This is a genomic window from Ponticaulis koreensis DSM 19734 (assembly GCF_000420665.1).
GTDB lineage: Bacteria > Pseudomonadota > Alphaproteobacteria > Caulobacterales > Hyphomonadaceae > Ponticaulis > Ponticaulis koreensis.
Genome location: NZ_ATVJ01000001.1, coordinates 1564921 through 1586759 on the forward strand (window position 1 = coordinate 1564921; position 21839 = coordinate 1586759).

Sequence of the window (21839 nt, forward strand, 5' to 3'; positions counted from 1 at the left end):
TAATGTTTAATCTTGATTTCAAATCTGTTTCGACAATTATACTCTGCTACAAACAAAGCTAAAAAGCATAAAACAGACCCCATAAGGGGCTCGGGGAGGCTACAATGACGTCAACTCTAAGCCATGACTTAGATTCTGACATGCATGCGCAGATTATTCAGATGACCTCTGATGTCGTCGCTGCATATGTGAGTAACAATCCAGTACAAGCCAATGATCTGCCGAATGTAATCGAGCGGGTTCATGCGACTATTCGCGATCTGTCTTCAGTGACACCTAGCGAGGCGCCGAAAGAAGTCACGCCGGCTGTGTCGGTGCGAAAATCCATCACGCCGGACTATCTGGTTTGTCTGGAAGATGGTAAGCGCTTCAAATCACTGAAACGCCACCTGCGTTCCAAATACAACCTGTCTCCGGAAGAGTATCGTGAGAAGTGGGGCCTGCCTGCAGATTACCCGATGGTTGCGCCAAACTACGCAAAGCAGCGCTCGGAACTCGCAAAGAAAATGGGTCTTGGGCAAACTAAAGGCTAATATAGAGACAATAGTTGCTTATCGTTTCGCTTTCGAAACAAGAAAACACAAGAAAAAGTGAATAAAGGTTGAATTAAGGCTTGGCGGGTGATTCGAATTAACCGATGTTAACTATATCGGTAAAACACACGAGCAAGTTATGGATCAGAGACTTAAGCAGGTTCTATCTTCAGACCAGGCAAAGCTTCTTAAGTACTGGTCGACGTATTGCCGACCAGACCGGCTGCCAACACGTGCAGAACTCGGCCCTGCTGGCATGCGGAACTATCTGAAGCATGTATCTATTCTGGAATATCAGTTAGATGACGACTTCAAGTTCAGACTGACCGGCGAAGGACTTAAAGAAGTACTTGGATACGAAGTGCGTGGTCGCATGGTGTCCGACGAATGTGGAGGCGATCTTCCGTGGGATGGCGCATTGAGACGCTGCCGCGCGACCCGTTCGCCTGTATTCGGTGTGACGCCAGTTGGCCACCGCCGCGCGCACCACTGGATGCGACTTCCTCTGGAGCCTGTCGCAGATGGGCGTCAGCAGATCCTGTGTTTTGACCGAATTCAGTTCGATGAAAAAGGTGAAGGTGTGCTTCGCGAAGTTATGGTGGTGACAGCCGATATGGTGCGTTCCCCCATGGCCGTCCACGAAAGCGTCCTCTGACAACGACCCGACGGATCATGATTTATTCTGACACCCTTTCCTGTTGAGGAGAGGGTGTTTTCATATGGACTCATGATACAGAAAAGGAATATAATCCTACTTTAGAGAATGGGGCTTAGAGTGTGGTCATCACTCTGAACCTATAAAAAATGGTGGGATATGACTTCTGAACTATCGAACACAGCGCGGATGATAACTGGCCTTGTCGCCAGCGTAACGGGGCTGACCCCTGATGAGCTTTTATTGGAAACACGCGGGGTGACGTCTGTTGCGCGCGCAAGGCAGGTGGCCATGTATCTGGCGCATACATGCTGCTCGCTATCGCTCGCTCAGGTGGGAGAGATATTTGGCCGTGATAAATCGACCGTCGCCCACGCCGTCCACCAGATAGAAGACTTACGCGACGAGCTTGAGTTTGATGACTGGCTCAGCGATCTGGAGGGCGCATTGCGCGCTGTAACCGGCCTGTCCCCGCGGACGGGGCGTGTTCTGCGCGGTATGTGGCAGTCGAGCGCTATTCAGTCTGCGCGCGGGCAAGGTTCTGGATACGCCCAAGCATAGACCGTAGACCATTGGCGCGCTGCGCACTTAGCGCTTCATCGAGGCCGATTTCGGAAAAGAAGGCTGGCGCGTCGAACTCAAGAATTTCAGAGCCCGGTTGATTGTTGAACAGCTCAGCCAGAAGCGCGATCAGGCCGGACACCAGAATGGCGTCGGATCCTGCGCGGAAGCTTACAAGGCTGCCTGAACCCTCTTCAGGGACAATCCAGACCTGACTGGCACAGCCTGGAACCTTATAGACATCCTGCATATCGTCTGCGGACATAGCCGGCAGGGATTTGCCAAGATCGATAATATGTTCATAGCGCGCTTCCCAATCGTCGAGGAAGGCGAAGGTGTCACGGATTTCGTCTGCTTGTGTCTGTACGCTCATAGCTCGCCAGATGGGCTATTCCGCCGCAAAAGGAAAGGGGGCGGCGGAGAAAAACCGTCTTATTCGGCGAGGCTGCCGACGCAGGAGCCAACGTCTTTCAGCGCGTGGACGCCGATGCAGAACGGACGTTCGAACACGTTGCGGGATGCTGACACACACTGAAGCAGGTTCAGCTGTGCTTCTTCAAAACAGCCCTGTGTCTGCGGATCGTTCAGCGCTGAGGCCACAAACTCGTTCTGTGTCTCGGTCTCGTCCATATAGCGAAGCGCCGCGAGTGTTGCGATATTGCCGCCTGTACGACGGTGATCGCTGGCCACGCGGTACTGTCCGCGCGTGACGTTCGCCGGCCGCGCGCCAAAGCCTGGAAGGCGGATATCTGTACCGCTGGCCGTCATGGCATCCCAGATGGAGGATGAGCCGCCAAGGAAGCTTGCATTGGCCAGAGCCGCTTCAGCGTTCGGGCCAAGCAGAAGGGATTGTACAGCAACAGATTGCGGACGACCGATCGCAGCGGCCTCGCGCAGCGCGCGGGCATCATCTGCCGGAAGACCCGGAAGACGGGCACGTGCCCAGCCGAGCTGCTGCAGGGAATAAGCCTGCTCGCGCATATTCTCGCCGACTTCGTCGATACGGCGGGCGTCAGAGTCGCTCGCGCCAAGTACATAGGACATGGCATGGTCTGCGCCGCGAATGGAGAGCGCATAGGACGGGTCATTGCGCATACCCATCAGGAACCGTTCACGACCGAACGCGTCACGCGCCTGCAGAACGCCTTCTTCGAAGACCTCTGACTGTGACGCCAGCATAGCCGAATAGGCCAGCCAGCCGGATGCAAGGCTTTGAGGATTATGGGAGCCGAGCGCATCAAGCGCGGTCTGGACTTCATCGCTGGAATTGAAGTCTCGATTGTAAGTAGAGACGTCCGTATGGAAGCTGCCATAGGCAATAGCCGCCTGAGACAGAAGATCCGGCTGTGGAGGTGGCGGCGCTATAGGAGTGGCCTCTGTGACAACAGTTTCGACAGCAGGCGCATCTGCTGATGGTTCGCCTTCTTCTTTGTCGTTTTCGATGTCATTCGTGCGACCGAGGAAAGGCAGGCGAATTCCGGATTCAGAATTACCACTCTCAGGGGAAACCTGCTGCTCAGAAGGCGAATCTGTGTCATCTGCATAAGAAGTCTGACACGCAAGCAGGAGAATGCCTGAAGCGAGACCTGACATAAGGTATCTTAAACTCATGGGCGACTCCCCCGATAATCAACGCGGCCTGGGTGCTTACAACCAGCGAAGCACGATATGGCCTCAATTGTCGTTTAGATACGTGTAACAGAGGTTAACCCGTGTTTACAGATCAGATACTGTCAATAAATGATAAAACCGGGGGACAGGAGTTACGGGTGTCGCCAATGCTGGCCAGCGTCCTATGGCTCGGTCTCAGCCTTGCTGTAGCTATTGCAGGATTGTTCACCGGCGTGCCCGCGACTGTCGTTGGCGCGACACTGGCGCTTGTGTCGCTTCCATCTGTCGTTCATCTGATCATCGGGACACGCGCCGCGCGCGAAGCGCACGACATCTGGATTGTGTTCGCGTGGATCATGGTCGGGCTCATTTGCGTCCTGATGACGGGCGGCGCGAGCTCCCCGCTGGTGGTGATGCTGGCGCTTGGCCCGCTGCACGCTTTGTCTCTGGGCCGTTTCCGTCTGGGTATTGAGGCCAGTATCTTCGCGGGTATCGGCTATCTTTCGATTGCCGCAATTTCATTTTCGGGCGCCGCGCTTCCGTCTCTGGAGAATGCTGGCGCGCTGATCGGACTTGGCGCGCTGGTAAGCGTTCTGCAGGTTGGTGTCTTCGCGGCCTCTGCTGGCGGCGTGATTAACGAACGCCGTGGGAAAAATCAGGAAATCGACCGCTGGGTCGCAACGCTGACTGACACACCTGTGCTTGTGGTCAGCCTCGACCCGCGTCGCAAGGTTCGCTCCTGGGTGGGCGATCTCCGCCTGCTGCCGGGTATGAGCGCCAATGACATCGGTCATGCGAGCATGGCAGACTTCTTCGAGGCGCCGTATGACGCTATTCGCGGCATTGAAGAAAATGATGTGCCTGAGCTGAAAATAGAGACGCAGGAAAACGTTCACGTGGACCTTCGCGCGACGCGAGACGGATACCGTCTGGTCCTGACCCAATACAAGCCGCGTGCCGTCAAGCCTGCTGAACCTGTCGCAGCTATTGAAGCTACGCCCGAGCCGGAGGTTCTGCCTGCAGAGCCTGACGCTCCGCGCCTCAGCGATGAAGCGGTCTGGATTGCCAGCCTCGGCCATGAGCTGCGCAACATGCTGAACCCCGTCAGTGGCTATTCCGATCTTATCCTGTCCGAACGCGCCGGTCCTGTGACCGAGCCGTACAAAGGGTTTGCGCGCAGCATCAAACAGGGCGCTGAACATCTGGGGCTGCTCGTCGATGACCTGATGACCGCCGCCAAAGGGCGTTCTGGTCGTCTACGTCTGGAACCTGAAGACCTTGATGTCGTCATGGAAGCCGAAGATGCGCTGGACCTGATCCGCTGGCAGGCCGAAGAGTCTGGCATGACTTTGAAGCTCGACGCGCCTCAGGAGAGCGTGCCTGTGTATGCAGACCGCAAGGCGATGCGTCAGATCTTCCTGAACCTTCTGTCCAACGCGGTGAAATACTCGCCGCCTCAAGGTCAGGTCTCTCTGACCGTCACGACCGATGATGCCTTTGCGACAGTTGCTGTCAGCGATGAAGGCGACGGTATTTCAGAAGCGGAGCTGGCCCGCCTTGGCGAGCCGTTTTTCCAGGGGGAAAATGCCCGTCATCGTCCAGGAACAGGGCTTGGTCTGTCCATCGTCATGATGCTGTCTGAAGCGCTGGGCGGGGATGTCCACTTTGAAAGCGCTGAAGGCGAGGGCACCACGGCGCGCGTGCGTCTGCCGCTCAAGGTCGAAGACGCCGAAGCCGATGAAGGTGAGGGTGAAGCCGAGGCCGAGGCCTAAAGCGCCGGAAGGCGTGCGAAGAACCAGGCGGCGGCAAAGTCACCCACCTCGACAACCAGCACTTTCGGCTCTGTTTCGCCGCTGCGCGGATTTGGCTGAATGACAATCTCGACCTGTTCGCGCGGATCGAGCTGCATCATGGCTTCCGCCGCAGCCTCATCAAAAACGAAACGGGCACGGCGATCATCTTCGTCGTCTTCATCGGTAATGACTGTGCGTTCGCGCGGCCAGTAGGCGCTCGTAATACCGCGTGGCGGCGGGCCCGGCTCGCCCGAGAACACGGCACCAAGCCATGGCTCTGATGATTTCTCCGGATCGCGGATCAGAATGCGCGCGGTAGATGGCGCAATGTCGTCTTCCTGAAGAAACAGGTCTACCGCCAGATCGAACGGCTCTTCAATGAGCGGGTTATCCAGCGGGCGGGCAAAGCTGGCAGGAAAGTCTTCCGGATTGGTATCGCGCGGCGCCAGCAGACCGAACTGGAACATATAGTCCGGTGTCGACCCGTCCTGCACGATGCGCCATGTATCCCAGCGGCTGCGCGAGGCGTTCCAGTCCGCATCGCGGCCCGGAAAATTCATAACCATCGTACCGATAAAGGCAGAGAAGGCGTCTTTCAGATGAAAGACCGCCTGCATAAATTCGGCATCGCCGCAGTCCTGCGAGTTTGCAAATCGGGCAACTTCCGTCGCGGCCAGCTCGATATCATAGACGGTAAAGCCTGCACGCAACAATGAACCGCGGGCCTGTAACTGACCGGATGTCAGAGCGGCGCGTTCAAGGTCTGTGAAATAGCCGCATTTCTCATCGGCAGCGCGTAGCGAGGTGCGCTCCAGAAAGGCTTGTTCGGCTTCGCGGAAGACGCGTGGTGCAACCTGTGCGAAAGCAGGCGCACCAAGAATCACGCATGCAGAGAGCCCAAAAAGAAATTGCCGGTTAATCATGCCGGCAATTTATGAAAACAGCCTTTCCGCTTCGTAAATCAACTGTGTTGCAGATGCGGCAGCAGCGAGGTTTTACGCAGGTCAGGCAAAGACAAGGCGGCGACGCACGGTCGGGTCTCTGCGCGGACGCTCTTTGGCGAACACACGGATAAGCGCTTCGAGCCTGCGCCAGAACCGCACCCGTTCCAATGGTGCGTTCATCCAGCCGGTGACTGCACAGAAATGAGAATTCTTGCCGTTGCGGTGATGGCGGGCATGCTCAAGCGGCGCGATGATCAGGCCCTTATCCTGAAACCATGTGATGACGGGGCCGTTCTCGGACGGTTTTCTGTGAGACCAGTTGTGAAACTCATTGGCGAATGCGCCAACAATCACGCCGGTCAGCGTCATGACATTGATCCACCCGAGCGCCGCGAACGCCGCCAGAAACAGGGCTGATATGAAGAAGGTCGGGGCGTTTCGCTGCATGAAACTGCGGGTGATCATGCGGCGCGGCTTTTTATGATGCCTGATCGTGGCGCGAACGAGGGGGCCGACAATCGGCCATTTCGGGCCGCCATATCTGTCCTGCATCCAGTGCAGAACGCCTGAGACAAAGTCAGCGATTAACAGCCCCGCTACGACCTGTAGCGATACCCAGAGCGCATACAGCGCAAGGTGATAGTCCGGTGAGATAAGATCAGTCATGTATACCCTCCATTACTGATCGTGTGAACGATCACTAACAATGAGGCGGGATTGTGACTGTTCGCTCACTCATTGCGTGATTGTAAGGAAAACCTTTGGCGCTGGATAAAGACGCTCATCCCTGCGCAGGCAGGGATCTGATGAGGTTTGGCAGGTCTAGTTTCCTGCCTTCGCGTGAATGAGCGCACAATTCAGATTTCCGCAGATGCCCGCGAAGGCGGGTATCCATGCTTAGATGGTCTTTTATAGCGGGTTGCCGGATTTAAGCACGGATTCCCGTCTTCACGGGAACCTGCGGGCCAAATTGCACACTGGTGTATTCGCTGCGCTTAATGCACCCTACGGCGGAACGGGGGTCCGTTTGCTGAACCAAACTGGAGAGAGGCAATTACACGATGATGAAGCGCATACTGATATTGCTCGCCTCGTTTGCGATCCTCTCTGCGTGTAGCCCTCGCTTTATGAGTGAGGATCAACGCGCAGAAAGAGGCATGCGGGTTTTGGCGTCCGCGCTTACGCAGAGCGAAGTGGTTTCGTTGCATTCCGCCAGAGATGCTTCCACCGCGTTTGTGATAGGCAATGTCGACATGCAAGAGGACACCTTCTGTTTTGGTATGCTTGCATCTCGAAGCGCTATGACTGGAAATTGGGTTCATTCGGACCGGACTGACTCGGTAAGGCGGTCCTGCTGGAAATATAGAATAATTTACTACATCACGCCGGGGGATCTGAGGGTATTGGAAGGCTAGGATTCATAGGCTTGTAGAGTTCGCAATGCTTTGTTCGGATTGTGGTCGCTCATCCCTGCGCAGGCAGGGATCTGGCGAGGTTGGCAGGCCCAGTTTCCCGCCGTCGCGAGAATGAGCGCACAATTCTGAATTCCGCAGATGCCCGCGAAGGCGGGTATCCATGCTTAGACATTCGCTTGCTGCAGGGCGTCAGATTTAAGCATGGGTTCCCGTCTTCACGGGAACCTGCGGGCTGCTGACATTGAAGTGTGCTGGTGCATTCCGCGAAGCAATGCACCAGAAAAAAACTAATCCAACCCCACCGCACGCCACCCTAAACTTTGGGCATGACCCCCGCGCCATCATCTGCCTCTGATTACACCTCGCTGACGATCGGTCAGCTGATCGGGCTGAACCTTGCGCGGCTTTACGCCTGGTGCATGCGGCTTCAGGCGTCCGGTGAAATGCGCGCGCCGCCTGACCTCGCTCGGATGGTGATCTCAACCGATGCGATGGTGCATTCCTATGTGCGCATGCTGGCCTCGAACCAGCTGGAGAGGGTCGGTTTCGTCTTTGCGGCAAATGCGATGCGTACGCCCGTCTGGCAACGGGCGGATAGTTTTGTTTGCTCTCGCGCACCTTCGGAACGCATAGAGCGCGCTCAGGGCTGTCGTGTCGCCTCTCGTGCATCAAATGCTCACATAGAGCCAACTCAAAGCGGTGAGCTCATCTCATCGGCTGAGCTGTCTGACCGGCTTCAGACGACAATAGAAAACTTTGAACGCGCAGAAATACTGGCGAGCCATTTGGCCCGTGTGATCATCTGCGCGCTGGCTTATATCGAACCTGAAGTACGCACGCGCTGCACCTACGAGATAGCGGCCAACGAACTGGACGACGCGAATTCCAATCCCGTCGCAATCGATAAAGAGCCTTGGCCGCCGCCGATCAGGGGACCGGAGCGCAAGTGCGCATACGGGAGCCCGTAAAATAGCAACGCCATTTATTTGTAGGAATCACAAGCGACCGCGCAGCCGCGGCACCAATCAATCAAAAGAAGTAAATACGCGGCAGGGCGATGCTCTGCGGCGATACAGGTGCACCGGCTTTCGCCGATTGAAAGATCAGACCTGTTCTTCTTCCTCGATGAGGATTTCGCGGATAACTGCAACAGCGCCGGAGAGGATCAGCACGCCAAGGCCGATCAGCCCCAGCCACGGATTGATAAGTTGCTCTGAAGCATTCGTGGCGGTCGCTGTGAGCACCAAAGCATCCAGAGGCCCCGCATGTGCTTGCGGTGCGGATAAGGAAAGCGATAGAAGTGCAGACTGTGCCATGATTGGACCTGTGATTAATTCTGATCGTTTCTCCGCAAGTCTGATGCCAATCTGAAAGCGAGGCCCGAGCCTTATGAATGAACGTCTGCCGACATGGCTCTGGGTCGATGCTCTGATGCGCCGCGCGTCTCTTGGCGGTGCATTCGGTTATGTGGCGGCTAAAGGGGATAAAGAACGCGGCGATGCGATCGTGAAAGTTGCGCGCCTGGACGGCCGCGCCGCTTTATTTGTGCGGTCTCCACTCTCCATGGATAGCCCGAGTTTCGACTGGCTGCCGAATGCGGGCGAGTGGGCCGAAGAGCGCGAGATAGATGAATTAATTCAACGTCGTCGCTCTTATGATCCGGACCTCTGGGTGGTCGAGATTGAAGACCGTGAGGGGCGTCATTTCCTCACTGAAGCCGTGAATGGTGAATGAGCGGGTAATCAGGGTAGGCGAAGTCTTAATTCATCCAGCCGGATTTGAACGTGCGGTAAAGCGCTGCATTAAAAGCCATGCGCTAATGTCCATTTCAGAAGATGGAGTGGGTAGCACATGCTGTTCTTATTTAACGATCGTGTTCTTGAAATCGGAGACCCGGAAGTCCGGCTTCTCGCCAACTGGCAGGAGCTTGGATGTGGTCGTCCTGATCTTTTGTTCGCGCGTGATGCCGTCGACTTTGCCAAAGCCGTGGTCATTGATAGTGACCAGTTCGGCGTTGATGAAGCCGTCTATGCTGACTGCGCAGCGCTGCTGGCTGTGAAAACACATGCCAATACAGCTTTCTTTATTCGTCAGGCAGGGGAAGAAGATGCGTCCCGCGTTCAGGCACGCCTCAACCTGATTGACGAAGAACATTTAAAGCGCGTGAGAAATCAGCGCCGCCCGGTTGGCGGTCACGCCTCGCTTGAACCGCTTTGGGTTCGCGCAGCCTGATTTGTACGGAAGGGTGCAGAAAGCGCCCACCACAGGCCCGCGGCATTGCCCGGTGGCCTTCTGTCCAGACCTAATTCCATAGCTTTATGACCTTCGCGCGGTTCGGCGCAATAGGTGCGGAATATCCGGTCCCAGATGGACAGGCAAAACCCGAAATTCGAATTTGTTTCCTGCATGTGTACCGAGTGGTGAACACGGTGCATATCCGGCGTGACGATGACTTTCCGAAGCGCGCGGTCTGCTTTCTGCGGAATGCGGATGCTGGCGTGTTCGAAAATGGACGCCGCATTCAGGATGACTTCGAACAGGAAGATGCCGAGCGCAGGTACGCCCAGCAGGGCAATCACGGACAGTTTGAAGCCGAAGGAAAACACCATTTCCAGCGGGTGAAACCGCAGCCCGGATGAAGCGTCCAGATCTTCATCGGCGTGATGAACCTTATGAAACGCCCAGAGCGGCGGTATATAATGCATCATCATGTGCTGAAACCAGATTGCGAAATCCAGCAGTACGATAGCCAGAACTACCTCAAGCCATACGGGCAGGTCGGTCAGATTGAACAGACCAATGCCGCGCTCGCTCATGTCCATGGCGAAGCTGATGGTCGCAACTGGCAGGACGATGCGGAGGAACACTGTAGATACCGTAAGCAGGGCAACATTCGTCGTCCAGCGCGACAGGCGCGTATGTCGACGGTCTTTGCGGGGAATGATGAATTCGAGAGCGCTGAACAGAATCAGCACGCCGGCAAAGACAGACAGGCGGATCATGCCTTCGAATTCGGTCCAGTTTTCCATGGAGATAATGTTGTGACTTTGTCTGAAAGCGGCAAGTGGCAATCGGGTCGCATCACGAGTGTGTTATAAATGTTAGCTGACTACATTTTTGCGCTATTTCACTGCTATTGGCCATTGCATCGGCAAGCGTGCTGTAGACAATGGTCGCTGAGACAATTTGAACCGTTATAGAATAACCTGTTTTCCGATAGGACAGCAGGACCATGTAAACAGGGGTAGAATCCAGATGAAAAGCATTCTCGCTACGCTTCTCGGTGCGTCCGCGCTGTTCGTTTCCGCACCAGCCTTCGCTGACGGCCCGGAAATGCCATCGCAGGCTCGCATGTGCGGCACGTGCCACAACTATGAGCCAGGCGGTCGCCCGAAAATGGGCCCGGAGCTTACAGGTGTTTTCGGCCGTACGGCTGGCACAATGGAGGGCTTCAACTATTCACCAGCTATGGCGAATTCCGGCATTGTCTGGGACGCTGAAACTCTGGACGCGTATCTTGCAAACCCACGTACGAACATTCCGGGCAACCGTATGAGCTTTGCTGGCATTCGTGACGAAGCGCAGCGCGCCGCCGTTATTGAATGGCTGGAATATGTGACGACACCTGCGGCTGAGTAAGCGCTGAACGGCATTTAGTTAAAAAGGCGAGCCAATGGCTCGCCTTTTTTGTCTTCAGAACATGCCCATTGAAAGACCAGCTGCGAGCGCTGCCCCGATATCAGCGCAGGTTTTCAGCTCGTCTTCCGGAATGGTTTTGGGGGCTAGGATCTGTTCTTCAGTCTGGGCATGTGTGCAGATCATGGTCGCAGGCTGAACCTCTTTCAGGCGCCAGCCCTTGGCAATCCGCGCCAGCTGGCGCACGGCGTTTTCCCCGTCAGAGCCTGCGCAAATCAGCTGGGCATAGGGGCGGGCCTCTATGTTTCCGAGCAGGGGATAATAACAGCGGTCAAAGAATTCCTTCATCTCGCCAGATAAAGAGGCGAGATTTTCCGGCGCGACAAACAGATATCCGTCTGCCGAGAGCATATCTTCCGGGCTGGTCTCAGAAGCTGTCTGGAGCTGTGTCTCGCATTCTGCTTTGGCGGCGTTGAAGGCAGCTTCGGCCATTTGCCGACTGCCGCCAGTGCGCGTGTGATAGACGATCAGTAAGCGTGTCATGCACTTAAGCTAGCCAGTCTCACCGCGCGCACCAAGCGCGAAACTTACTCCACGCCCATAAAGACGAGCTTCTGGATACGGCGGCCAGTATTCACCTCTGAGGTGTAGAGATTGCCTTCGGAGTCCGCGACAACAGAATGAAGCCATGTGAACTCACCCGGATACCGGCCCACGCGGCCAATACGGGCGAGAATGTCATAGCTCTCACTGTCCAGAATCCAAATGGACGAGTTCATCATGTCGGCGATGTAGATGAACTCACCGTCCGGGGAGAATGTGATGTCTGAGACGGTACGGGTGCCGCCGGTTTCCTCAGCGATGACGATATCGCGGACGAATTCGAGATCGCCATTTTCAGCGCGCTGGAAAACCTGCGCACGGTTATTGCGGCGGTCACAGATATAGACGAGGCCTTCCTCTGTGCTGACAACACAATGGACGATATCACCGAAACTCGGGGCTTCAGGGTTTGCGCCGCCATCTGAATTGCTTGAGGCCTGGCTCTGATCGAAGCTGCCTTCGCGCGTGCCGCCGGATGGATCAGAAGCATAGGCGCCCCATGCGCCTTCATAATCCAACTCCATGCCGTCGAAGCTGATAATGCGTTTGTTGATATAGCCGTCTGCAATAATCACATGGCCGTCCACGAAGGAGATGTCAGCCGGGTTGCCGAGATATTCAGGGTGGGAATTGCCAGCTGTCTGGCCGTGCACACCGATCTGGCGGATGAATTCGCCATCGGAGGTGAGGTTCAGAACGACATGGTCACCATCGCCATTGCCGCCTACCCAGACTGTGTTGTCGTCATCGATGTAGAGGCCGTGAATGTTGCGCGGCCATTGGTTCACGCCATCAATCTCAGGGGCGTAATCCGGTCCGCCCCAGCCCTGAAGATACTCACCTTCGGCGGAGAATTGCATAATGGTCGGACCCGGTTCGCAGCAAAGCGCTGTTGGCGGATCAGCGGCGAGGCCAATATCAGAGAAGCTCAGCGTATGCGGGCGGTGGGCGAGCCAGACATTATCGTCACCATCGACGGCGAGGCCCGGCGTCTGGCCGATAATCATGGTTGGCGGCATTTGCGGCCAGGCTGCGTCGACCATAAAGCGCGGAAGCGGGGTGCCTTCCGGCGCATAGACTTCCATTTCGAGAGGGACGAGTGCCTGCGCGGGTGATGTTGGCGATACAGGCGTTTCTGCAGGTTGAGCGACCTGCGCCGAACTTGCCGACACAAGCAGTGTCATACTCATCGCAATGCTAGCTCCGCCGAGCGCAATTTTTGAGACTTCAATCATGCTTGTTTTGCCCTCCATCACTGAAATTCTGATTAAACTAGTCTGGTTCAGAACAGGGGCGATACACCTCACGAAAGGTTTATCGGATTCAGCGACGGGTCTCCCAGGCGAGCCATATAGCTATGATCGCTATGAGAATAGCCATGGCGCGTCGGAATGCAATTTTCAGCGGGGAGTTTTCCATCAATGCGCCCGCGCGGGCTGTGCCCAGAACGATCGCAGAGTGGATCAGAACGCTGACCAGTATGTGAATGGTGCCAAGAATGAGCGCCTGAACCCAGAAGGCGCTGCGCTCCATATTCATGAAACCGGGAAGCAGAGAGACGTAAAATACGGCGGCTTTCGGGTTAAGTACATTGGCCATGAAGCCGCGCCAGAACGGGGAGGCAAAACCGTCTTCGGATTTTGAGGGCGAAGTTTCAGCCGCGTCCTGCCAGGCTTCCCACGCCAGATAGAGGAGGAACAGAACACCGGCCCAGCGCAGCGCTGCATAGAGAGGCGGGATACGCGCTACGATCTCAGCTATGCCTATAACGGATGCCAGCATGTAGACTGACAGGCCAAGCGTGACGCCAAGGACTGCACGAAAACCCGCAGCGCGCCCTTCGGATGCGGACAGCGCAGCCAGATATCCCATATTCGGACCGGGGGTCGCTTCGACCAGCAGGATCGCGATCAGAAACGGAAAAAGGGCAGAGAGCTCAACGGGCAGGATCATTCTGGAAAGCCTAATTGGATTACAAATGACCGGAAAGAGAAATTGTGACGCAGATTTAAATACCCCTTTGAGGTTTGTGGGTTTAAAGCTGATCACGCGTGAGTTGAACCTACTTGCAGCACACTTGTTCTGCGAGGACACTCAGCTCCGGTATAGCCCTGTGGCGAAAGATTAACGCGGCAGACCTGCAAGTCTGCTATTTTCAGGTTCAAGTCCTGACGGGGCTTCCAGCTTTTCTGGACGCTAAATCGCCAGAACGCCCTCAGCATAACCAATAGCTTGTGAAGCGGCGCATTCCACTATAATTTTTTGTCCTTATGGGGGAAGTGTCTACACTATTCGTGCGCAAAATGCTGGATAACAATCCGGTAGCGGACGCGCGTGCGCAGCTTCTCGAGCGGGCAGGGGTGTCGGAGGCCGAGCTGGCAGATCCCAAGGTTATGGTGCCTGTCCGGAAATATTTCGCGCTTCTCGAAGACATTGCGGATCTGGAGGGCCCGCGGATCACGTTTCACATCAATGCGGCCCGCACCATGACTTGCGAAGATTATGGGGCGGTCGGTCTGGCTTGGAAAACAGCCCCCCAGCTGTTGAATGCCTTCGAACGCATAGCCCGTCACTCACGGCTGTTTGTTCAGAATGTTTCCGGTTTCAGACTGGAACAGGACGGAGACTATACGCGCTGGATACATCTGCGCGAGTTTCCACCGGTCCGGGGGCTGTTGCTCTCGAATGAAGGGTCTCTGGTGACGTATATGTCGCTTTGCCGCGAAGCCTGCGGGCTGGATTTTAAGCCGGTGGCCGTTCATTTCAGCCACAAAGCCGTGGGGTGTTCGCTGGCATTGGAAGAGTATTTCCAGAGCCCGGTCCATTTTGAGTCCGACTATTACGGGTATGTCTTCAGGACCGAGGATTTGCTGGCCAAGACGCGGCTGGGTGATCGTGATGTCTGGTCCTTTTTTGACGAGCATATCGAAAGAGAGCTGTCAGACCGAGAAAGCGAGGTCGGGCTGGAAAGTCAGGTCCGCAAGGAAATCAGTCTCGCGCTGAGTGACGGGCCGCCGCCGATTTCGGCTGTCTCTGAAAAACTGGGGCTGAGCGCAAGAACGCTCCAACGGCGTCTGTCCGAGGTAGATGTTACCTATCAGACGCTTGTGGATCAGGCCCGTCACATCATGGCGCGCAAGCTTTTGAATGACACCGGCTACTCACTTGCCGAGATCGCGTTTCTGACCGGCTTTTCCGAGCAGAGCGCCTTTAATCGCGCGTTCCGCCGGTGGGAAGGTCGATCACCGGGAAGCTTCCGCACCAGCGCCTGAAGGAGTGATGATTTGTGACGCGTCCGGCCAAAACTCTGTCGCGCGGCGTCAAGATGCAAGATTAGAGTGCCGGTAAACATGGACTTGTTCTGACGAGGAGGAGCAAGTCATGAAGTCAATTTTCCAGCCTGCGAAACTGTTTGAAATCCGCCGCCCTAAAGTTCCGTCTACACTTGTGCTGGGTGGCACAGGCCGCACCGGTCACCGTGTTGTGCGTTCGCTCTGGGATAGCGGGCATAAGGTTCGTATCGGGTCGCGACAGGCCGAGCCTGCTTTCGACTGGGATAAGCCGGAGACGTGGCGGCGCTGCCTTGAGGGCATGACGCAGGTTTATGTGAACTTTGCGCCGGATCTGGCGATGCCGAAAGCGCGTCAGTCGATCACCGAGTTCACTGACCTGGCTTACCGGATGGGCATTCAGAAGCTTGTTCTCCTGTCTGGGCGCGGTGAGGAAGAGGCGCTGGCCTGCGAACAGATTATCCGGTTCTCCGGCATGGACTGGACGATTGTCCGCTCGGCCTGGTTTAACCAGAATTTCTCTGAAGGGGCTTTCCGCAACATGGTTCAGGAAGGCGAAATTGCTCTGCCAACCGGCGGTACGCGCGAACCTTTTGTTTATGTGCATGATGTTGTTGATGTCATCATCGCGGCGCTCACCGAGGAAGGCCATGAGGGCAAAACCTATGAAACGACGGGCCCGCGTCTTCTGGGGCTGGAGGATATCGCCGAAGAGCTTTCATCCGCACTTGGGCGCACGATCAACTTTGCCGACATTCCGCATGACGTGTTTCTGGAAGGCATTGAAGATATGGGCATGCCCGCGGAGCTTGTCTGGCTGATGGATTATCTCTTCGCGACGGTGATGGATGGCCGGAATGAGAAGATCGGTTATGGCGTGCAGGAAGCTCTGGGTCGTCCGCCGCGTGATTTCCGCGACTATGCCAGCATGACGTCGCTGACAGGTGTCTGGACGCCGAAACGCGCGCTTAATCTGGTTACCGCCTGATGCCGGAAATCGGCGTCAGTGTTATTTGACGCCAAGCGAGCAGAGAAAGCGGAGCGCTTCGGTGAGGCGCTCTTCGCGGCTGCCACGGACTTCAATCCATGGCACGCGGCTTTTGATGATCTCTTCGCGGAAGCGGGTCGTCATGGTGTGGCGCTCTTCGCCGCCCTCGCGAATGGCATCGGCCTCGAAGGCAATGTCGTCAGAGGTGAGGACATAGGCAAACGGGCGAACCTGTTTCGCTGCAACGGCATCAACAGCTGGTGAGCGAGACCCGAAATAGCGCTCATGCCAGAGCGCGGTAGTGAGGGCATCTGTGTCAGCAATGATGAAGCCATTGTCAGAGCGGCGCGCGGCGGCATCTTCCAGCGCGTTCTGCTCTTCGGCAATCTCAACAAGCTCTTCGGTGCGCCATGGCTCATCTGTCACTTTGGCGCGGCGTTCGGTGTATTCGCGACCATATTCGGCGACGTAAGGCGAGTTCAAAGCCTCGGCCATCATGAGCGCAAGCGTGGTTGTGCCGGTGCTCTCTGCACCTGTCACCACAATGCGACGACAGAATTTGGCGCGCAGCGAAGCGGGCAGTAAAGGCCAGAAGATATTCGCCATTAAGTGAGACTGTTCGCAGCTTTCGGTTTGTCGGTTCGCGCTTTCTGCCACTCAATCAGACCGGCAATACACATCGCCAGGAAGACCGCATAGAGCCCGGCTGTCAGCCAGAGACCCTTATGGATGTAGAGCGGGATGTAGATCAGATCGACCGCGATCCAGAGCCACCAGTTGGCAATCCATTTGCGCGACAGCATGAACTGGGCAACGAGGCTCATCGCGGTGGTGAGCGCATCCCAGCCTGCAACTGTGGAGTCAGTGTATTCGTGCAGCACCCATTGGATGAGGGCGGCAATGACAATAACGGCAACTCCGCAGGCGATGAGGACCTTCGGGGAGGCTTCGTGAACTTCTACGCCCTTATGGTCATCGCCGCCGCGCAGCCACCAATACCAGCCCAGCGAGGCCAGAATGAAGTAGACGCCCTGAAGGCCGGCATCCGCGTAAAGTCCTGACTGGACGAACAGCACCGCGAAGAAGACATAGTTCACCATGCCGACCGGGAAGGTCCAGATATTACGGATAACGAGCAGCCAGACGCAGGCCGCGCCCGTTACAAAGCCCGCCAACTCAATCCAGTTTGCGATCAACCAGTCGATCATTAGTCCCGTCGCCCATGTCACCTGATTAAAATCTGTATCTGCGTCGCTGCGCTATGGGAAGCGATTAAGCCGCGCCAATGCTGGCTGCGCCCTCTTCCAGTATGCTCTTAGCCGTTTTGGAAAGTTCGTCGGCAAGCATGCGATACCGGTTGGTCAGGGGTGAGGAGGCCCGCCAGCAGAGGGCAATCTCCCGCTCGGCTGAAGGGTAGTTGATGCGCCTGATGATCTGGTCGGGGTCTCGGCGGGCTTCAGAGAGCGCATAGAGGCTCGGTAGAACGGCAACACCAGCGCCCATGATCGCCATTTGTCGGACGGCATCGAGACTGGAGCCTTCGTATTCGGTACTCACCTGCGTGCCGATATCATCTGCCAGCCTGTGCACCAGCTCGCTCAGGCGGTGGCCATATCCGATCGTCAGGAGCGGGTGGCCGCGTAGTTCCTCAGGCTCTACCGGCCCTGTCGTGCTGCTCAGCGGGTCATCGGATGCAGCGCAAATCCAGAGCTGTTCGGTGAAGAGCGTTTCGCTCCGGCATTCAGGATGGCTTTCGGGTGTAGAGATGATCAGGTCGAACCGGCCATCGCTCAGATGCTCGGCCAGATCGATTGTGCGTTCTTCGCGCACAATCAGTCTGAGTTCTGGGAAACGCTGATGGAGCTGGCGTGTTGCAGGCGGCAGAAGATAGGGGCCAACGGAAGGGAGGACGCCCAGATTGATGCGGCCTTTGAAGTCTTCCTCGCTTTGGCGCGAGAGCGTGTGCAGTTCTTCGACCTGGCGGAGAATATAGCGCGCACGGACAACAATATCCCTGCCTGTCGGGGTGAGCACAGCGCCATGGCGCCCGCGTTCCAGAAGACGTGTGCCCAGCTCTTCTTCCATGTCTGCAATCTGCGTTGATAGACTGGACTGGCTGACACTCACCCGTTTTGCGGCCTCGCCGTATTTTCCCGTTTCGGCAATCGCGACGAGATATTCAAGTTGTTTTAGCGTAGGCCTCATCTATCTATTTTTCCGATTGAAATTCATTTTTTATTATATTGGAAGAATGGAAGGGGGCAATCCATTTCATTTCTGTAAGCGAAAACAGGAGTGAAACATGAGACGTACAAGAGACATTATCCGCCGTAAGAAAGTCCGCCAGAAGAGCGCCGCATCAGGTCGCTGGTTCAAGGCTGGAGCCGCTGCTGCCATCATGGCGCCGCTCTCCGTAGCCGCGCCGGCTTATGCGACGACGGCGGCTGAGCAGTCGGCGAGCATTACCGAGCAGGACGTACTGGACGCCCAGGGTGTCTGGGGTGAAGGGATTGTGCGCATCGGCGCGGCTTTTCAGAATGGTGAAGATTATGACGCCGTCGCGTCGAACATGATCCGCTCGCTTTATGCCTATGATCAGCTGGAAGTTCTCTTCAAGCCGACACTGGCTGCCGAAGAGCAGTTCCGCCCTGAGTTTGATGGCGCGCTCTCGTATTTTGTCGGCGGTGACATCGACGAGGATTCAGGCTTTGCCATCCGCCCCTGGTCCAATGTCCGCTTCGGCGAACAGCAGATCATAACGCTGGGCGACAGCGCCCTCGCCATGGGCAATTACTATTTCACCCCGGTTGGTGAAACGGAGGAAACAAAGGTCGAATTCTCATTCGGCTATGTGCGCGACAGCGAAGGTCTGATGCGCATCGTCCTCCACCATTCTTCTCTGCCGTATGCGGGCAGCTGAAGCAGCTGAGGCGGACGCCCATCCGCCCTCATAGCTAACCTCCACCCCAACTCTGCGAGACTGAGTCCCCGGTCTCGCAGTTCTTTTTCCAAGGAAGGACCCTTATGACACGCATATTCAGACGTGCTGTTGAATTCTTCGAGTGGGCGCCCTCAGCCGGCTTGCTCCTCATTCTCGCGACAGTCTTCGCCGTTCTCATCAATAACAGCGCGATTGCCAGCCTGTATTCCGCATTTCTGGATGTACCCGTTGCCATAACTGTGGGGGCTCTTGAAATCGACAAGCCGCTCATCCTCTGGATCAATGACGGCCTGATGGCGGTATTCTTTTTCCTCGTTGGTCTGGAGATCAAGCGCGAGGTTTTACAGGGACAGCTTTCTTCACGAGACAAGATTGTATTGCCGCTGTTCGCAGCGGTGGGCGGCATGCTCGTGCCAGCGCTTGTGTTTCTTGGCATCAATGCAGGCAGCCCTGAAAACCTGAATGGCTGGGCCATTCCGGCGGCAACTGACATTGCCTTCGCGCTTGGCATTCTTGCCCTGATGGGAAGCCGTGTGCCGGTTGCGCTGAAGGTTCTGCTTCTGGCGGTGGCGATCATTGATGACCTTGGCGCCATTATCATCATCGCGCTCTTCTATACGAGCAATCTGTCGGTTGAGGCGCTCATGCTGGCAGGCGTTGGTCTGGCGGGCCTGATTACGCTGAACCGGCTCGGCGTGAAACGCATCGCGCCATATGTGCTGATCGGTGTTTTCATGTGGGTGTGCGTGCTTAAATCAGGTGTCCACGCGACGCTTGCCGGTGTGATCACGGCTCTGGCTGTTCCGATTTACGGCCGCAATGAGAGCGAACCATCGCCGCTGAAACGTCTGGAGCATGGTCTCCACCCATGGGTCGCCTTTGCGATTGTACCTCTGTTTGCCTTCGCAAATGCCGGTGTCTCGCTCTCAGGCCTGACGATGGAAACACTCATGGCACCGCTGACACTTGGTGTGGCCGCAGGCCTCTTCATCGGTAAGCAGGTGGGCGTGTTTGGCCTTAGCTTTATCGCGGTGAAGACAGGCATTGCGCGCCTGCCAGATGGGGTGAACTGGGCGCATCTTTACGGCCTTGCCTGCCTCACCGGTGTTGGCTTCACCATGTCGCTCTTCATCGGCACGCTCGCCTTTTCGGATGCAGCCGCAATGAACGAGATCAGGCTGGGTGTACTGATGGGCTCGACCCTGTCTGCTCTGGCCGGTGTGGCTATCCTGCTGGCAAGTACGCGCTCCCCTGCGCGAGACCGTGAGGCCGTGCCAGCTTAACCGCAAAGGAGGCGTGGGCTCTGGCTCACGCCTCTTTGCCTAATTGCTCACGCAGATAGAGGCTGAAATCCCTGTCTGTTTTGAAGCTGAACGGATGCGGGACATCATTTGGAAGATGGGCCCGCATTTGTTGCTCTTCCAGCGGCAATTCATCACTGATCAGCCCGTGATCGCGCATAAGCGGCAGGGCGTAGCCTGGTATCCAGCGGCGGATATCCCATGACGGAATGCGTGATTTCAGCTCGCGGGACTGGTTCACAAGACCGGTAAAGCAGCTCTCTTCCAGCGTGTCGTAAAAATCCGGGCTTTCGGACAAGTCGGTGGAAAAGCGCAGCAGGTCTTCCAGTACCGAGCGGACTTCGTCCGGTGTCAGCTGCAGCGGATAGAAATACATCTCCTCTGGCGGCACATGCGCGAGACGCTTGCCGATGAGGTCACGCTCCGTGCCGAAAACGGGATAGGTCTCGAAGTTTCGGAAAAAGCCGCCAAGAGGCTGGAAGCGGTCCCAGCTGACGCGCCGTGCTTCAACCGACACGGCCAGTTGCTCGCCGTTTTCAAATCCGAAGGTGATGAAGATGTGGGTGAGGAACGGACCGTCTCCGAAAGGCTGAATGATCAGCTCGGCGGTTTCGACCTCTGACAAGTCAAAGCTCCGGTCGCGCCAGTGAACTTCAACAGGCGCATCGGAATGATGTTCGGCATCACGGAAGTTGTGGATGGTGACGCTATCGCCTTCAAATACGGCAGAGGCGCGGCGCTCATGCAGCGGCACCCAGTCCTGCGGAGCTGGAGGCTTGGTGTAGTAAACAGCAAAGAAGGCGACCATGATCAGGCACAGCCCAATGCGCCGGATGAGTTTAGACTTACCCGGCCAGAACCAGAGCAGGAGCGCGGCGGGGAAGACAGCAATGCCCGCAAATTCGCGTGCAGGCACCGGCCAGCCAATCCAGAAATAAATGCCACCAGCCATGATGAAGGCGGCTATGACGAATACGATGTGCAGAAGCACTTTGGCGATAATGCGCAGGACGGATGCCGGTTGGTGACGTGTACTCATTTCTTCCCCCGGCTATCGCAGCCCTGATCCATGCCATAAGAATTCAAGCTGAATAACGTCGCAACCTTGAACCGGTTTCCAGCGTTAGAATGCCATAATCACTGGATAGAGTCCCAAACATGGAAATTCTTGGCCCCGAAGAGACGCTGACACCCGAGCAGGAACAGGCGCTGCAACAGGCGCGCGCACTGTCGCGGCTGCTGGATGACCAGTTCCAGATTGCCGGTTTTGGCGTAGGGCTGGATGGTATTATCGGCCTTATTCCGGGCGTGGGTGATGCTTTTACCACGGCGATGGGTGCCTATCATGTCAGCCTGGCCAACAAGCTTGGCATGGGCTGGAGCACGCGCATGCAGATGATCGGCAATCTGGGGCTCGACTTTGTGATTGGCCTTGTGCCGCTGCTCGGTGACTTTCTCGACTTCGGCTTTAAAAGCCATCGCCGGAATATGCGCCTCATTGAGAAGAAGCTGGAAAAGCGCGGCATCAGGATTTGAAAAGAAACCCCCTGACCATCCGGCAGGGGGCT

At 56.3% G+C, this 21839-nt stretch carries 26 protein-coding genes and 1 tRNA gene; 14 read left to right on the forward strand and 13 right to left on the reverse strand.

Annotated features, from left to right (window positions below; genetic code table 11):
* Positions 1 to 104: 104 nt before the first annotated feature.
* The 3 genes from G523_RS0108055 to G523_RS0108065 all read left to right on the forward strand — a co-directional run bounded on the left by G523_RS0108055 (position 105) and on the right by G523_RS0108065 (position 1749).
* The gene (locus tag G523_RS0108055) at positions 105 to 533 is read left to right on the forward strand and encodes a MucR family transcriptional regulator (RefSeq protein WP_022694535.1); all 429 of its coding nucleotides are present in this window, start codon (positions 105 to 107) and stop codon (positions 531 to 533) included.
* A 139-nt stretch (positions 534 to 672) separates the two neighbouring features.
* On the forward strand, positions 673 to 1188 hold the full coding sequence (locus G523_RS0108060) for a PAS domain-containing protein (protein ID WP_022694536.1): 516 nt from the start codon (positions 673 to 675) through the stop codon (positions 1186 to 1188).
* 159 nt (positions 1189 to 1347) lie between these two features.
* Complete coding sequence (locus G523_RS0108065) at positions 1348 to 1749, forward strand: helix-turn-helix domain-containing protein (RefSeq protein WP_081648738.1); 402 nt, start codon at positions 1348 to 1350, stop codon at positions 1747 to 1749.
* Here G523_RS0108065 and G523_RS0108070 read toward each other — a convergent pair.
* Together G523_RS0108070 and G523_RS0108075 are read right to left on the reverse strand one after the other, a co-directional pair.
* Positions 1703 to 2122: a SufE family protein gene (locus G523_RS0108070; RefSeq protein ID WP_022694538.1), complete on the reverse strand. Its 420-nt coding sequence runs from the start codon at positions 2120 to 2122 to the stop codon at positions 1703 to 1705. The two genes, G523_RS0108065 and G523_RS0108070, sit on opposite strands and share 47 nt — an antisense overlap.
* A gap of 59 nt (positions 2123 to 2181) precedes the next feature.
* Positions 2182 to 3360: a hypothetical protein gene (locus G523_RS0108075; protein WP_155802617.1), complete on the reverse strand. Its 1179-nt coding sequence runs from the start codon at positions 3358 to 3360 to the stop codon at positions 2182 to 2184.
* Positions 3361 to 3527: 167 nt separating this feature from the next.
* On the opposite strand from G523_RS0108075, the gene G523_RS0108080 reads away from it, so the two are divergent.
* Entirely contained in the window at positions 3528 to 5132 is a 1605-nt protein-coding gene (locus tag G523_RS0108080) for a sensor histidine kinase (protein WP_022694540.1), read from the forward strand.
* On the opposite strand, the gene G523_RS0108085 is transcribed toward G523_RS0108080, so the two are convergent.
* Both G523_RS0108085 and G523_RS0108090 read right to left on the reverse strand, forming a co-directional pair.
* Positions 5129 to 6076, reverse strand: coding sequence for a hypothetical protein (locus G523_RS0108085; RefSeq protein ID WP_022694541.1), 948 nt, complete (start codon positions 6074 to 6076; stop codon positions 5129 to 5131). The two genes, G523_RS0108080 and G523_RS0108085, sit on opposite strands and share 4 nt — an antisense overlap.
* An 81-nt stretch (positions 6077 to 6157) precedes the next feature.
* Positions 6158 to 6763, reverse strand: coding sequence for a fatty acid desaturase CarF family protein (locus G523_RS0108090; protein ID WP_022694542.1), 606 nt, complete (start codon positions 6761 to 6763; stop codon positions 6158 to 6160).
* 1075 nt (positions 6764 to 7838) lie between these two features.
* Between G523_RS0108090 and G523_RS0108100 the strand changes: the two genes are divergently transcribed.
* Entirely contained in the window at positions 7839 to 8480 is a 642-nt protein-coding gene (locus tag G523_RS0108100) for a hypothetical protein (protein WP_022694544.1), read from the forward strand.
* A gap of 135 nt (positions 8481 to 8615) precedes the next feature.
* On the opposite strand, the gene G523_RS0108105 is transcribed toward G523_RS0108100, so the two are convergent.
* Complete coding sequence (locus tag G523_RS0108105; protein ID WP_022694545.1) at positions 8616 to 8828, reverse strand: hypothetical protein; 213 nt, start codon at positions 8826 to 8828, stop codon at positions 8616 to 8618.
* A 73-nt stretch (positions 8829 to 8901) separates the two neighbouring features.
* Here G523_RS0108105 and G523_RS0108110 point away from each other — a divergent pair, with 73 nt between their 5' ends.
* A complete protein-coding gene (locus tag G523_RS0108110; protein ID WP_022694546.1) occupies positions 8902 to 9246 on the forward strand; it encodes a DUF1491 family protein in 345 nt (114 codons plus the stop codon).
* 117 nt (positions 9247 to 9363) lie between these two features.
* On the forward strand, positions 9364 to 9744 hold the full coding sequence (locus G523_RS0108115; RefSeq protein ID WP_022694547.1) for a hypothetical protein: 381 nt from the start codon (positions 9364 to 9366) through the stop codon (positions 9742 to 9744).
* Here the strand turns inward: G523_RS0108115 and G523_RS0108120 are convergent.
* Positions 9705 to 10541, reverse strand: coding sequence for a sterol desaturase family protein (locus G523_RS0108120; RefSeq protein ID WP_022694548.1), 837 nt, complete (start codon positions 10539 to 10541; stop codon positions 9705 to 9707). The genes G523_RS0108115 and G523_RS0108120 overlap by 40 nt on opposite strands.
* A 226-nt stretch (positions 10542 to 10767) precedes the next feature.
* Here G523_RS0108120 and G523_RS0108125 point away from each other — a divergent pair, with 226 nt between their 5' ends.
* On the forward strand, positions 10768 to 11151 hold the full coding sequence (locus G523_RS0108125; RefSeq protein WP_022694549.1) for a c-type cytochrome: 384 nt from the start codon (positions 10768 to 10770) through the stop codon (positions 11149 to 11151).
* A 54-nt stretch (positions 11152 to 11205) separates the two neighbouring features.
* Here G523_RS0108125 and G523_RS0108130 read toward each other — a convergent pair whose 3' ends face one another.
* From G523_RS0108130 to G523_RS0108140, 3 genes are all read right to left on the reverse strand, one after another.
* Complete coding sequence (locus G523_RS0108130; RefSeq protein WP_022694550.1) at positions 11206 to 11691, reverse strand: flavodoxin family protein; 486 nt, start codon at positions 11689 to 11691, stop codon at positions 11206 to 11208.
* A gap of 44 nt (positions 11692 to 11735) precedes the next feature.
* Positions 11736 to 12941 (reverse strand): beta-propeller fold lactonase family protein, encoded by a 1206-nt coding sequence (locus G523_RS0108135; RefSeq protein WP_233347276.1) that lies wholly within the window; start codon positions 12939 to 12941, stop codon positions 11736 to 11738.
* A gap of 133 nt (positions 12942 to 13074) precedes the next feature.
* Complete coding sequence (locus G523_RS0108140; protein WP_022694552.1) at positions 13075 to 13704, reverse strand: LysE family translocator; 630 nt, start codon at positions 13702 to 13704, stop codon at positions 13075 to 13077.
* Between the two features lie 154 nt (positions 13705 to 13858).
* Between G523_RS0108140 and G523_RS0108145 the strand changes: the two genes are divergently transcribed.
* From G523_RS0108145 to G523_RS0108155, 3 genes are all read left to right on the forward strand, one after another.
* A tRNA-Ala gene (locus G523_RS0108145) sits at positions 13859 to 13934 on the forward strand.
* A gap of 96 nt (positions 13935 to 14030) precedes the next feature.
* On the forward strand, positions 14031 to 15023 hold the full coding sequence (locus tag G523_RS18585) for an AraC family transcriptional regulator (protein ID WP_162141037.1): 993 nt from the start codon (positions 14031 to 14033) through the stop codon (positions 15021 to 15023).
* 109 nt (positions 15024 to 15132) lie between these two features.
* Positions 15133 to 16029 carry an NAD(P)H-binding protein gene (locus tag G523_RS0108155; protein WP_022694554.1) on the forward strand — a complete coding sequence of 299 codons (897 nt, stop codon included), beginning with the start codon at positions 15133 to 15135 and terminating at the stop codon, positions 16027 to 16029.
* Positions 16030 to 16050: 21 nt separating this feature from the next.
* On the opposite strand, the gene G523_RS18590 is transcribed toward G523_RS0108155, so the two are convergent.
* From G523_RS18590 to G523_RS0108170, 3 genes are all read right to left on the reverse strand, one after another.
* Entirely contained in the window at positions 16051 to 16635 is a 585-nt protein-coding gene (locus G523_RS18590) for an AAA family ATPase (protein ID WP_022694555.1), read from the reverse strand.
* The gene (pnuC, locus tag G523_RS0108165; RefSeq protein ID WP_022694556.1) at positions 16635 to 17237 is read right to left on the reverse strand and encodes a nicotinamide riboside transporter PnuC; all 603 of its coding nucleotides are present in this window, start codon (positions 17235 to 17237) and stop codon (positions 16635 to 16637) included. Before pnuC ends, G523_RS18590 begins: the two co-directional genes overlap by 1 nt.
* Positions 17238 to 17301: 64 nt before the next feature.
* On the reverse strand, positions 17302 to 18234 hold the full coding sequence (locus tag G523_RS0108170; RefSeq protein ID WP_022694557.1) for a hydrogen peroxide-inducible genes activator: 933 nt from the start codon (positions 18232 to 18234) through the stop codon (positions 17302 to 17304).
* Positions 18235 to 18331: 97 nt separating this feature from the next.
* Between G523_RS0108170 and G523_RS18595 the strand changes: the two genes are divergently transcribed.
* Positions 18332 to 18949 carry a hypothetical protein gene (locus G523_RS18595; protein WP_022694558.1) on the forward strand — a complete coding sequence of 206 codons (618 nt, stop codon included), beginning with the start codon at positions 18332 to 18334 and terminating at the stop codon, positions 18947 to 18949.
* A 104-nt stretch (positions 18950 to 19053) separates the two neighbouring features.
* Positions 19054 to 20253, forward strand: a complete 1200-nt coding sequence (nhaA, locus tag G523_RS0108180; RefSeq protein ID WP_022694559.1) for a Na+/H+ antiporter NhaA — start codon at positions 19054 to 19056, stop codon at positions 20251 to 20253.
* A 25-nt stretch (positions 20254 to 20278) separates the two neighbouring features.
* Here nhaA and G523_RS0108185 read toward each other — a convergent pair whose 3' ends face one another.
* A complete protein-coding gene (locus G523_RS0108185; protein WP_022694560.1) occupies positions 20279 to 21310 on the reverse strand; it encodes a lipoprotein N-acyltransferase Lnb domain-containing protein in 1032 nt (343 codons plus the stop codon).
* Between the two features lie 119 nt (positions 21311 to 21429).
* Here G523_RS0108185 and G523_RS0108190 point away from each other — a divergent pair, with 119 nt between their 5' ends.
* Complete coding sequence (locus G523_RS0108190; RefSeq protein WP_022694561.1) at positions 21430 to 21807, forward strand: DUF4112 domain-containing protein; 378 nt, start codon at positions 21430 to 21432, stop codon at positions 21805 to 21807.
* Positions 21808 to 21839 lie beyond the last annotated feature (32 nt).